A 12396-nucleotide genomic window follows, 5' to 3' on the forward strand; every position below is an offset into this window, starting at 1 on the left:
ACCCTGGTCGAGCTGTTCGGTCTGGCGCGTGAGCTGAACATCGACGCCGAGGGCATCGACATGGGCCCGTCCCCCACGGACGCCGCCCTGGCCGCGGACCTCGCGCTGCCGATCGAGGAGCTGGAGCTCACGGTCCGTTCCTACAACTGCCTCAAGCGTGAGGGCATCCACTCCGTGGGTGAGCTCGTGGCGCGCTCCGAGGCCGACCTGCTGGACATCCGCAACTTCGGTGCGAAGTCCATCGACGAGGTCAAGGCGAAGCTGGCCGGCATGGGCCTGGCCCTCAAGGACAGCCCGCCCGGATTCGACCCCACGGCCGCGGCTGACGCCTTCGGTGCCGATGACGATGCTGACGCCGGTTTCGTGGAGACTGAGCAGTACTAAGAGCTCGGGCCTTCCGGTCCGTACTCGGGTGCGGGTGCGCTGTGGCTTGTCGCGCAGTTCCCCGCGCCCCTTCCGGTCGGGCCCCTTCGGGGCCTCGACCGGATCTCCGACAGACGACCGTCTGCTCGGATACTGACCCCGGTACCTGATACGGCCGGGGCAGACACACAGGAGAAGAACCATGCCGAAGCCCACCAAGGGTGCCCGTCTGGGCGGCAGCGCCGCGCACGAGAAGCTGCTTCTCGCGAACCTCGCGAAGTCGCTCTTCGAGCACGGCCGTATCACCACCACCGAGGCGAAGGCCCGCCGCCTGCGCCCGTACGCCGAGCGTCTGGTCACCAAGGCGAAGAAGGGCGACCTTCACAACCGCCGTCAGGTGCTCCAGGTCATCACGGACAAGAGCATCGTGCACACGCTCTTCACCGAGATCGGCCCGCGGTACGAGAACCGCCCGGGTGGCTACACCCGCATCACCAAGATCGGTAACCGCCGTGGCGACAACGCGCCCATGGCTGTCATCGAGCTGGTGGAGGCGCTGACGGTCGCCCAGCAGGCGACCGGTGAGGCCGAGGCCGCCACCAAGCGTGCGGTCAAGGAGGCCGAGGAGGCCAAGGTCGAGGAGACCAAGGCCGACGAGGTCGTCGAGGACGCCAAGCCGGAAGGCGAGGAGCCGAAGGAGGCGTAAGGCCGTCCTTTGGCTGCCGGTCCGTCGTGACTGGTCGCGCAGTTCCCCGCGCCCCTGACGGGGCGCGTGAGTGGGTCCGTTCCTTTCGAGGGGCGGGCCCACTTTTTTCGTGCCTGAGAGGATTCTTCCGTGAGTGACGAAGTTCAGCCCGGTCATGTCCGGGTCCGTCTCGACCTGTCCTACGACGGCACCCACTTCCACGGCTGGGCCAAGCAGGCCGGCGGGAAGCGGACCGTGCAGGGGGAGATCGAGGATGCGCTGCGGGTCGTCACGCGGTCGCAGGACACGGTGTACGAGCTGACCGTGGCCGGGCGCACGGATGCCGGGGTGCACGCGCGGGGGCAGGTGGCGCATGTCGATCTGCCGGCCGGGGTGTGGGAGGAGCAGCGGGAGAAGCTGCTGAAGCGGCTCGCGGGGCGGCTGCCGAAGGACGTGCGGGTGTGGTCGGTCGGCGAGGCGCCGGCGGGGTTCAACGCGCGGTTCGCGGCGCTGTGGCGGCGTTACGTGTACCGGGTCGGGGACCGGCCGGGAGGCGTGGACCCGCTGCTGCGCAACCACGTGCTGTGGCACGACTGGGAGCTGGACGTCGACGTCATGGACGCCGCCGCGAAGTCACTCGTCGGCGAGCACGACTTCGCCGCCTACGCGAAGAAGCGCGAGGGTGCGACGACGATCCGGGAGATCCTCGGCTTCGGGGTGAGCCGGCGCGGCGACGGGGTCGTCGAGATCGAGGTCCGGGCCGACGCCTTCTGCCACAACCAGGTGCGGTCGATGGTCGGCGCGCTGTTGTTCGTGGGGGACGGGCACCGGGGCGTGGAGTGGCCGCGGAAGGTGCTGGACGCGGGGGTGCGGGACAGCGCCGTGCACGTCGTACGGCCGCACGGGCTGACCCTGGAGGAGGTCGCGTACCCGGCGGCCGACCAGCTGCTGGAACGGCAGCGGCAGGCTCGCCGGGTACGGGTGCGGACGGTCTGAGGGTCAGCCGGCCAGGGCCTTCTTGACGGTCGGCTTGAGGAAGGGCGCCAGCGACTTGGCGTAGCTGCCCGTCATATGGCTGTTGTCGAAGTAGACGATCTGGTCCGCGATCACCGTCGGGCAGACGTTGTCCGCGCAGAACGCGGGGAGTGAGTCGAGAACCGTGGCACCATGACGTTCCGCCACCTTCTGCTCGATGACGCGGAAGTCGGGGTATTCGACGGCCGTCTTCTCGTCGGGACTGCAGGCGGTGACGTCGTGGATGTGGGTGGCGAGGCAGTCCGGGACGTTCCGGCCGGGCTGCGGGGTGTCGGTGATGTAGACGAGGTTGGCGCCCGAGGCCTCGAACTTCTTGAACGCCTTCTCGGCGCCGGCCTCGGTCACCTCACGGCGGATGCGGCTGGTGACGACGATGACGTCCGGCTTGAGGTTCTCGATGTTCTTGAACGCCGACTCCCGCCAGCTGTCGCACTCGGAGTACTCGCGGTTCAGCTCGGGGTTCTTGATGGCGTAGACCTCGGGGGAGCAGCCGCCCTTCGCCATGGTCACGACCTTCACGTGCAGCGACTGCCCGAGCTCGTTGAACGCGTCACCCCACTGCCAGGCGTGCGAGTCGCCGATCACGACGAGCGTGCGCTTCCCCGTCTTGTCGCCGATGACGCAGTTGTCGCGCATGACGAACTTCTCGACGTCCGTGTTGTCGATGCAGCCGTAGTGGGTCGCGTCCTTGGGAGCCGTCGCCAGCGCGTTCAGTGCGGTCCCCGACAGTTCGCTCTGGGTCACGGCTTTCTGCACCGACGCCTCGCCGGCGTACCCGGTGGCGCCCCCGTTCACGGCGGCGGCCGAGGTGGCGAGGTTGAGAGGGATGAACAGGGCGCACGCCGTGGCCGCGGCGGCGCTCGCGGTCGCCGTGCCGCCGGCGAAGATGCCCTTCCAGGGGGTCGCCACCAGCTGCGGGTTGTTCCGGAACCGGGCCTCGACGACGTAGTACATGAAGACGGCCAGGATGAAGGACAGCGAGAGCACCCGGAAGCGGTCCGAGTAGGTGATGTCCCGTCCCACGACGTCGGGCCACAGGACCAGGATCGGCCAGTGCCAGAGGTACCAGCCGTAGCTCACGTTGCCGACGTAGTTGGTCACCGGGTTGTGCAGGATCCGCTCCACACCGAGGCGGGGATTGGCGCAGCCACCGGCGATGATCATGCAGGCGCCCAGCACGGGGCCGGCCACCGCGTAGCCCGGCAGCGGGGTCTCCTTGGTGATGACGAGCGCGGTGCCGATGGTGGTCACCAGGCCCAGCCAGGAGATCACCGCCGCCAGCCCCTGGTTCATGCGGGAGAGCAGCGGTGCGCCGAGTGCCAGCAGGATGCCGGAGGCGAGCTCCCAGATACGGGTCTGGGTGCCGAAGTAGGCGAGGGGCTGGTTCTCGGCGGTCTGCTTGACCGAGAGGTACAGCGACCCGCCGATCGCAGCCACCAGGAACAGCCCCACCAGGGCGCGGTTGCGGAAGATCTTGCGGGACAGCCAGGCCGTGACGACCAGGACGATCGGAGCGGCCACATAGAACTGCTCCTCGATGCCCAGCGACCAGAAGTGCTGGTAGGGGGACTGCGTCCCGTCGTTCGCGAAGTAGTCCGTGCCCGTCTCGACGAGGCGCCAGTTCATGAAGCTGAGCGCTGCGCTGAGACCGTCCTTCATGGTCTCGCGGAACCTGAGCGGGCTGGCGTACAGCCAGGCCACGACCGCCGTGGTGATGACCACGACGGCCATGCCCGGGGCGAGCCGCCGCATCCGGCGCGCCCAGAACTTGCTCAGCGACACCTTGCCGGTCTTGTCGATCTCGGCGAGGAGCTGGCTGCCGATGAGGAAGCCGCTCAGCACGAAGCTGACGTCCACGCCGCCGTGGATGTCGAGCAGACCGACGTGCATCGTGACCACCATCATGATGGCTACGGCACGCAGGCCCTGGATGTCCGGCCGGTACTTGCGCAGGCGTTCCGCCTGCGTGGCCGGTGAGCGATGGCTGGTCAACGGTTCTCCAGTAACTGTGTCCGGTCGGACCGGCGACTTCAGTGGGCCGTCAGGCAGGCGGCAGCCGTACCGCTGACGCGCACCCCTTGGCTGGGAATGCGGATGCCGCACGACAACCGCAGCTGGGCGGGCAGCTCGTTCTCGGCGCCGACGTGCGCGTGGCAGCCCACCACGACCTCGCGGAGAAACGATTCGTTGCCGATCGACGAGTCGTGGTCGACCACGGATTCGTGGATCCGGGCGCCCTCGGCCACGGTGACGTGCGCGCCGATGATGGAGCGGTCGACGACCACACGCGGGCCGATGACCGCGTACGGGCCGACCGTCGAGCCGCCGGTGACACGGGCGCTCGGGTGCACGGTGGCCGTGGGATGGACCAGCGCCTCGGCCGGCGGCCCCACCAGGGGCGAGGTCGCCCTGCCGGTGACCAGGTCGGCCGACCCCTGGACGAAGGCCAGCGGGGTGCCGAGGTCGCGCCAGTAGTCGTCCGTGGTGTGGCCGAAGACCCGCCCGCCGTCCGTGACGAGCCGGGGGAAGGTCTCCTGCTCGACGCTGACCTCCCGGTCGCCGGGGATGGCGTCCAGGACGGACCGGCGGAAGACGTAGCAGCCGGCGTTGATCTGGTCGGTGACGCACTCCTCCTGGGTCTTGGGCTTCTCCAGGAAGGACAGCACCCGGCCGGACCCGTTGGTGGGCACCAGGCCGAAGGCCCGGGGGTCGGCGACCCGGGTGAGGTGCAGCGTCACGTCGGCCTCGTTGGCCTCGTGGTACGCCAGGACGCCGCGCAGGTCCACGCCGGAGAGGATGTCGCCGTTGAGGACGAGCACCGGGGCGTCGGCCGGGCCGCGCAGCAGCCGCCCGGCGTTGCGGATCGCCCCGCCCGTGCCCAGCGGGACCTCCTCGACGGCGTAGGAGATGTCCAGGTCCCGTGAGAAGCCCCGGAACTCCTCCTCGAAGAGGCCGGCGAGATAGGACGTGGCGAACACCAGGTGCTCGACACCGGCGTCCATCAGCTTGGCCACCTGGTGGCGGATGAAGGAGGAGCCCGCGACGCCCAGTAGCGGCTTCGGGGTGTGGTTGGTCAGTGGACGCAGGCGGGTTCCCTTGCCGCCCACCAGAATGATGGCTTCCTGCATGAGTGCCTCGCTCGGTCAGCTAGCGGTGGTGGTTCCGGGGCCTGCGTAGTCCGAGGTGAAGCAGGTCTTGATCGCTTTCTCGGACTGGGGGCGGCCGGCGAAGTCGAGCCGGGAGGCGACCTTGTCGTCGGGCTTGGTGTCGGGGTCGTCGTCGAAGTAGATCGACCACCAGTAGACGCCGCTCATCTTCCGTTCCTGGACGACCTTGCAGACGGCGGTGTACCAGTTGGCCTGCACCTCGGGGTTGACCGCCCGCTTGGTGTAGAAGTCGCCGGGGGCGTGGTAGGCACCGTTCATGGCGCCGATGCCGGCCTCGGCGACGGTGATCTTGGGGAGGGAACCGGTGGCCTTCCTGTTCAGCCACTTGTTCCAGCCGGCGACCAGGTCCTGCACCGAGGCGTCGTCGTCGACCTTGACCGGGAAGTAGGCGTCGATGCCGAGATGGTTCACCGGCATGGTGATGGGTCCCTCGACGTAGTTGTCCCAGTTCGCGTCGTAGGCGACCTCGCCGCTGAACAGCTTCTCGGCGTCGTCCACGACGGTCTCCCAGTGCGGGTCGCCCTCCAGGGAGTTCAGCTCGGTGCCGATGACGAACGTGGCCGCCTTCTCGCTCTCGGCCGCCTTCAGGTACGGGGTGACGAACTTCTCGTACGAGGCGAACCAGGCGCTGCGGTCGGCGGGTTTGATGGAGCCGCGCCAGCCGTCCTCGGCCTTCAGGGAGTGCTCGTCCATCAGCGGCCGGATCGTGGTGCGCAGCCCGGCCTCGTGGAAGATCTCCAGGACGCGGGCGAGCCGGTCGGGGGTCGGGGTCTTGTCACCCCGGCTGACCGCCGTCGAGGCGAGCTTCCCGGTGAAGAACGGGAAGGAGACGCTGACCGAGTTGGCGTGCAGGCCGACCAGGTAGTTCGCGTGCAGCCGGGCCTGCTTCTCGATGTAGGCGAGGGAGTGCTTGGGGTTGTCCTCCCAGTAGAGCTGGGCGCCCCACTGCGGCATGCCCTTCTTCCACTCCTTGTCCACCTTGGCGACCTCGGTGGTCGGCGAGGGTGCCGCGGAGGTCCTGCCGTCGCCGCTCGTGGAGCCGGCCGGTCCGCTGTGCTCCTTGCCGTCGAGCACCAGGTGGGGCACGAACGAGCCGGACGACCACTGCAGCGGGTGGTCGCCGACCACGAAGGGGGTCGCCACCACGACGGCGATGACGGTGACGGGGAGCACGGCGAGCAAGGGCAGGCGTGCGCGCTTCATGACTGTGGGGTCTCTTCCGGGTCAGGCGGGCTTGGCGATGACGACGAACTTGTTCTCCTCGCGGCGAACGAACTTCCACAGGCCCTTGATGCCGCCGATGCCCTCGATGAGGGAGAAGAAGGGCAGCATGACGAGGACGGCCATGGGTTCCCACCACCTGCGCCTGCCGTTGAGGGAGGCGATCGCGTTGAGCCGCAGCCCTTCCCAGTACGCCCAGATCACGTAGGCGAAGCTGATCGACCAGAGGACGACCACGGACTGGGTCACGGGGGAGGTGTTCATGTCGCCGATGAACCAGGCCACGAACAGGATCGTGCCGACGTGCTGGAGCGGACCGAGGATCCAGCTCGTCACGCAGATGGTCAGGAACCAGCGGTAGCGCAGCGGCACCTTGCGGTTGAAGCAGAGGGCGACCAGGCCCCAGGCCCAGCGCTCGCGCTGCTTGATGAAGTCCTGGGTGTTGGCGGGCGAGGCGCCGTAGCAGCGGCCGTTGAACCAGTCGCTGCGCCCCGGGTAGAGGCGGCAGAAGGTCAGGGCCAGCCGGGCGTCCTCGACGATCTCCTTGGGGCCGAAGTCCCAGCCGATCTCCGCCTCGATGGAGGCACGGATGACGAGCAGCTCGCCGTGCACGCCGGCGGCCGGGGTACCGAGGCCTGTGAAGGCGCGGAACCGGGCGATGTCGTCGGCGGGACGGATCGCGTCGGCGAACCAGGTGAGCATGGACACGGCGTTCTCGCGCGGGTACGTCAGGATGCCCTGCGCCATGTGCTTGACCTCTTCGGGGGTCGCACGGCGCTGCCGGTTGATGAACTGGGCCAGGGACGCGGCGGTGTCGGGGCCGACCCCGGTGTCGTCGTCCATGTGCAGCACCCACACGTGGTCGAGGGCCTCGCCCTCCTCGATGCGCAGTTCGTGGGCGTAGTTGTTGGCGCGGGCCTTGAAGCGGGTGCCGTTCTTGGTCTGGTAGGCCTTCGGGACCGTGACCACGCGGATCAGGTGGCTGGTCGCGGCCAGCGCGTCGATGCGCTCGGCGGCCTCGCAGCCCTCCTCGGTGAGCACGTCCACGCGCATGTACGGGAACCACTCCGGCAGGTGCTCCACGTAGGAGAGGACGGAGCGCTCCAGGGCCGGGTAGGTGTCGTGGCGCCCGATCGTCGGCACCAGCACGGTCAGGAAGTCCTGCTCGACCAGGGCCGGCGGGGTCATCAGATGGGCCTTGCGGATCCGGCGGCGGATGAGCAGGAAGCCCTGGATCGACACCAGCACGCCGGGCACCGGAAGGGCCCAGCAGATGGTGATCAGCCAGGCCAGCGGCGAGTCGCTGGGGGTGTAGGACCACAGGCTGAAGAGGGTCAGGAACACCAGCGGGATCAGGAACGGGAGGATGCCCGGTTTCCAGTCAGCAGTGCGCTTGGCCAGCTTCGCGTTGTGTCGCGAATGCGGGGTTCCCCCGTCGACCACTGTCGATGCCATACGGCTACATGCTCTTCCGTGAGATCGGTGGCTGCCGGACGGCATGGCTCGGCGACGGGTGTGGTGACACGAGAAACCTCGTCTCGCCGCACACGTTGCGGGCCGTGATGTTGCCCCCCGGTGCCGTCTTCGGCGTTCTGCGGCCGGTTCAGATGCCCCCCGGGCGACCTGCGCCCCGGCCATGCAAGAAAACAAATCCTGCCACGTAAGAATCAGCCAAGAAACATCTGTGAGCAAGATGTAGTGGGAAAGTAATAATTCTATGGCTTGTGCAACGAAGCCCAGTCGAAGCCGGAGTGTTCGCCTCCGGTGCCGGTGATGACCTGCGAAGACGTGTACGTCCATTTCACGTCTTCTGGGGTGTTTTTCCCGCTCGGACCGGAGACATTGGTGTAGGTCAGGGCCTGGCCCCACACCGTCCAGAGCACCCACGGGGTGTCCGAAAGTGTGCTGTGCTGAGCGGAGCCGAGCGGAACGTAGAAGGACTCGGCCAGGACGCGGGGGCGGTCGTAGCGCTCCAGGCCCCGGTGCCAGACCTCGGTCCAGGGCCTGCCGTGGAACGGTCGCCGAGGGGTGTCGCTGTAGTCGTCCACGCCCACGACGTCGACGTACCGCCCGCCCGGGTAGTAGGCGCCGGGCTCCCGCGCGAAGGTGCCTTCCCAGGCGCTGGGGGCCCAGACGAAGAGCAGGTTGTGCAGGCCGCGGTCGTGCACCAGGTAGTCGTATGTGACATGCCACAGCTTCCGGTAGGCCGCCGGATCCTGCCCCGCCCACCAGAACCCGTGCCCCGGCCTGGCGTTCATCTCGTGGTACGGCCGCAGCAGGACCGGCACCCCGTGCTCCGCGAGGTAGCCGAGGTGGTCGGCGAGATAATCCAGGTCCAGCAGCAGGGCCCGGTGCTCGGCGGTGCCCGGGGTGACCACCCGGCCGAACCAGCCGCTGTCCCGGGCCGCCGGGGAGTTCTGGTAACGGGTCTGCTCGAAGCCCTTGACGGTGCTGCCCGGGTAGGGCTGGTGGAAGGAGAAGCCGACGATGCCCGCCGGGCCGCCCCCGTTCTGCGGCAGGCTCACCCGGGTCCCGGAGGCGCAGTCGAGGTGCGTGCCAGAGGGGTGGTAGGAACCGTCCGCCGGCCGCGGCAGCCCCGCCCACACGCCGAGCGCCAGGTCCACCGCGTCCTCGACGTACCCCCAGCACCTGCGGCAGCTCGGCCACGAGGAGCGGGAGTACGTGCGCGGCTCGCCCACCGCCCAGCCCGGCTGTCCGTACCCGGGCCCCAGGTCCACCTCCACGAACCCCGGGAACCTGCCGGTGATGTCGTGGGCCTTCTTGTAGTAGTAGCCGGGCTGCTTGGTGCCCCGGTAGTCGCCGTACGACGCGTTGTAGCGCTCGTTGTGCAGCTCGACGTGCTGGCCGATGACCGTCCGTGACGGTTCGCCGCGCCGCGCCCGGTTCTCCAGGCCGGCGAGCAGGGCGTAGACCCGGCGGGCGGCGGGCGTCGCCTCGGGATCGCGGTTCCGCAGTTCGGTGGGGACGAGCGAGGGGGTCCGCGGGGAGTCCTCGGCGTCCCGCCAAGCCCACCACACAGCCGACGGCCCCAGTAGCCCGGCAGCGGCACCCGCCCCTATGAGCGCAACCCGTCTCCGCATGCGCATGACCCCCGCCCGCCCCCGTATCTCTCCCCGACCGGCCCCCAACCTCTGGCCGAAACCATTCTGCCCCGCCCCGAGCAGGGCGCCCCGTAAGGGGCGCTGGGGGTACCCCGGCCGAAGGCTGGGGGAGGAACTGCGCGACCGGCCACGATGACGCCGCAGTGCACCTGGTTGAGCTGGAAGCCGGCCGCGTCGATGGCGTTCCGGACGGCCGGCTGGTCGTCGGTGGAGTCGTCGCCGAGGGCGCGGTACGCGGTGTCCCGCACGTTCAGCCGGCCCGCGGCGGCCGCCTCCGGCACCGGCGCGGGCCGGCGAGCAGTCTGCGTCTGGACGTGTCCGTCATGAGTCCCCCCAAGGGCGCGACGACCGGTGCTGGCCCTGATCACCGGTCGGGTAGGGGGAGGCTCTCACGCGCCGCGCGGACGGGTCACCGGTCGGCCGCCGCCGACGCCTGGGCCTCGCCGCGGCGGTGGATCTGGCGGAAGGTGAACTCCGCCAGGTCGTCGCCGGCCTGGAAGACCTTGGTGTCCTTGGTGGTGACGTCCTTGCCGTTCAGGAAGCCGGCGGTGGTGAAGTACGCGTAGCGGCCGTACGCGTTGGTCGTCGTACGGCAGACGCCGGAGTCGCAGAAGGCCTTCACGCCGGAGCCGGCCAGGGCCGTCACGAAGCCCTTCTTGTCGGCCTCGGTCTTGGCCTTGCTCGCCTGCGCCTCGGTGTTGAACACGGCCACGCCGACCGTGACCGCGACGCCGTCCTTGGAGTAGGTGACCCGCAGCAGGCGGGTGCAGCCGTCCTTGTCGAGGACGGTCGGGAGGGTGCCCTTGGCGGCCGTGGAGCACTTCTTGGTGTCGGCCGTGGCGCCCTTCTTGTAGACCGTCCCGCCCATGGTCAGCTGGGTGCCGGGGAAGAGGGTCTCGGCGCTCAGCGGTGCCGTGTCCTTCTGCACGCTGGATATGAACTCCTGCGGGTCCAGCGGTGGCGGCGCGCTGGTCGGCGCGAAGGACGGCACCGAGCCGGCCGTGTCGCTGGGCAGCGAGCCGCTGGCCGGCAGGTTGGTGGGCGTGCCGGAGGCCTTGTTGTCGCCGTTCGCGGACACCACGGCCATCGCGACGGCGGTGCCGATCGCCAGCGTGGCGACCACGCCACCGCCTATGAACAGCACTCTGCGGCGCTTGTTCCGCGTTTCCGAGGCCTCGGCGAGCGACGCCCAGTCCGGAGTCTGGCCGGTGCCGCTGCCCCACGGCTGCTGAGACTGCGGTTTCCACGGATCCCACTGGGACTGAGGTCCCCCCTGCCCATAACTCATGGGGCGCATCTTAGACGGGGGCCGGGCGGTACCGGTGCGACTGTACGAACGGAGAATGGGGACCTTCAGGAGACCTTCGGGGGACCTTTGGGGGCAGGACGGCGCATCCCGGTACGGCCGCGCGCCCAGGATTTCCGCCCCGGTCGACGACCGCTCGTCCCGATGTCCACGCGAGCTCGTTTTGACCCTTCCGGGGCCACCCCGGTACGCTAGCTCTTCGTTGTGTATTGGCTTGCTCATTCTCACGGGACGGGCCCTTACACCGGTCCACCGGGCCGATGACCAGCAACCCCACGTACGCGGTATGCGTCGCCGCAGTGGTCCAGGCTGTCGTGATCGTTTCGGTGACCTGTTCAGGACCATTCACTCGAAGCGAAGGCTACGAACCGTGCGTACGTACAGCCCCAAGCCCGGCGATGTGACGCGCCAGTGGCACGTCATCGACGCTCAGGACGTCGTCCTGGGTCGTCTCGCCACCACTGCAGCGACCCTCCTCCGGGGCAAGCACAAGCCGATCTACGCGCCGCACGTCGACGCTGGTGACTTCGTCATCATCATCAACGCCGACAAGGTGCACCTGTCCGGCAACAAGCGGACCCAGAAGATGGCGTACCGCCACTCCGGCTACCCGGGCGGTCTGCGCTCCGTCCGCTACGACGAGCTGCTGGACAAGAACCCCGAGAAGGCCATCGAGAAGGCCGTCAAGGGCATGCTCCCCAAGAACACCCTGGGCCGTCAGATGCTCACCAAGCTGAAGGTCTACCGAGGCGAGAACCACCCGCACGCTGCGCAGCAGCCGGTTCCGTTCGAGATCACCCAGGTCGCGCAGTAATCCCGGCCACCCCCTAAGACTGAAGAGAATCTGAGGAGCATCGTGGCCGAGACCACTGCCGAGCAGCCGCTCGAAGAGCTTGACATCGACAGCTACACCACGGAGTCGGACGTCCCCGTCGAGGGCGAGTACACCTCCGAGTCCCTCGCGTCCCGCTTCGGCGACCCGCAGCCGGCCGCCGGCCTGGGCCGTCGCAAGAACGCCATCGCCCGCGTCCGGATCGTCCCGGGCACCGGCAAGTGGAAGATCAACGGTCGCACCCTCGAGGACTACTTCCCGAACAAGGTGCACCAGCAGGAAGTCAACGAGCCCTTCAAGGTGCTCGAGCTCGAGGGCCGTTACGACGTCGTCGCCCGCATCGCCGGTGGCGGTGTCTCCGGTCAGGCCGGTGCGCTCCGTCTCGGTGTCGCCCGCGCGCTGAACGAGGCCGACGTCGACAACAACCGCGGCCCGCTCAAGAAGGCCGGCTTCCTCAAGCGCGACGACCGTGCGGTCGAGCGCAAGAAGGCCGGTCTGAAGAAGGCCCGCAAGGCCCCGCAGTACAGCAAGCGCTAATCACCAGCTGCCTGCACGTACTCCGAACGCCCCGGCGGCACGCCACATGTGCCGTCGGGGCGTTCGTTTATCCCGGTCAAGGGCGTATAACGACACAAGACGCTCAAAGGCTGGTGTGATCGCATGAC

Annotated in this window: 11 protein-coding genes; 5 read left to right on the plus strand and 6 right to left on the minus strand. The window is 68.7% G+C overall.

Going from position 1 to position 12396, the window contains the following annotated elements; genetic code table 11:
- From ACFY6U_RS32750 to truA, 3 genes are all read left to right on the plus strand, one after another.
- Positions 1-384, plus strand: a 384-nt coding sequence (locus ACFY6U_RS32750) for a DNA-directed RNA polymerase subunit alpha C-terminal domain-containing protein (RefSeq protein ID WP_324612174.1), incomplete at its 5' end; no start/stop codon positions are given.
- Positions 385-565: 181 nt separating this feature from the next.
- Complete coding sequence (gene rplQ / locus ACFY6U_RS32755) at positions 566-1069, plus strand: 50S ribosomal protein L17 (RefSeq protein WP_390043995.1); 504 nt, start codon at positions 566-568, stop codon at positions 1067-1069.
- A gap of 129 nt (positions 1070-1198) precedes the next feature.
- Positions 1199-2044 carry a tRNA pseudouridine(38-40) synthase TruA gene (gene truA, locus ACFY6U_RS32760; protein ID WP_390043997.1) on the plus strand — a complete coding sequence of 282 codons (846 nt, stop codon included), beginning with the start codon at positions 1199-1201 and terminating at the stop codon, positions 2042-2044.
- 3 nt (positions 2045-2047) lie between these two features.
- Here the strand turns inward: truA and ACFY6U_RS32765 are convergent, their stop codons facing one another.
- The 6 genes from ACFY6U_RS32765 to ACFY6U_RS32790 all read right to left on the minus strand — a co-directional run bounded on the left by ACFY6U_RS32765 (position 2048) and on the right by ACFY6U_RS32790 (position 10881).
- Positions 2048-4075: an acyltransferase family protein gene (locus ACFY6U_RS32765; RefSeq protein ID WP_390043999.1), complete on the minus strand. Its 2028-nt coding sequence runs from the start codon at positions 4073-4075 to the stop codon at positions 2048-2050.
- Positions 4076-4113: 38 nt separating this feature from the next.
- On the minus strand, positions 4114-5211 hold the full coding sequence (locus ACFY6U_RS32770; RefSeq protein WP_390044001.1) for a sugar phosphate nucleotidyltransferase: 1098 nt from the start codon (positions 5209-5211) through the stop codon (positions 4114-4116).
- A 15-nt stretch (positions 5212-5226) separates the two neighbouring features.
- The gene (locus tag ACFY6U_RS32775; RefSeq protein ID WP_390044002.1) at positions 5227-6453 is read right to left on the minus strand and encodes a glycoside hydrolase family 113; all 1227 of its coding nucleotides are present in this window, start codon (positions 6451-6453) and stop codon (positions 5227-5229) included.
- 21 nt (positions 6454-6474) lie between these two features.
- Entirely contained in the window at positions 6475-7926 is a 1452-nt protein-coding gene (locus ACFY6U_RS32780) for a glycosyltransferase family 2 protein (RefSeq protein WP_390044004.1), read from the minus strand.
- A gap of 260 nt (positions 7927-8186) precedes the next feature.
- The gene (locus ACFY6U_RS32785) at positions 8187-9572 is read right to left on the minus strand and encodes a glycosyl hydrolase (protein ID WP_390044005.1); all 1386 of its coding nucleotides are present in this window, start codon (positions 9570-9572) and stop codon (positions 8187-8189) included.
- Positions 9573-10002: 430 nt separating this feature from the next.
- The gene (locus ACFY6U_RS32790) at positions 10003-10881 is read right to left on the minus strand and encodes a hypothetical protein (RefSeq protein ID WP_390044007.1); all 879 of its coding nucleotides are present in this window, start codon (positions 10879-10881) and stop codon (positions 10003-10005) included.
- Between the two features lie 388 nt (positions 10882-11269).
- On the opposite strand from ACFY6U_RS32790, the gene rplM reads away from it, so the two are divergent.
- Entirely contained in the window at positions 11270-11713 is a 444-nt protein-coding gene (gene rplM, locus ACFY6U_RS32795; protein ID WP_351502660.1) for a 50S ribosomal protein L13, read from the plus strand.
- 42 nt (positions 11714-11755) lie between these two features.
- A complete protein-coding gene (gene rpsI, locus ACFY6U_RS32800) occupies positions 11756-12268 on the plus strand; it encodes a 30S ribosomal protein S9 (protein WP_093499626.1) in 513 nt (170 codons plus the stop codon).
- Positions 12269-12396: the final 128 nt, after the last annotated feature.

Source organism: Streptomyces sp. NPDC013157, assembly GCF_042899865.1.
In the GTDB taxonomy this organism is placed as follows: domain Bacteria; phylum Actinomycetota; class Actinomycetes; order Streptomycetales; family Streptomycetaceae; genus Streptomyces.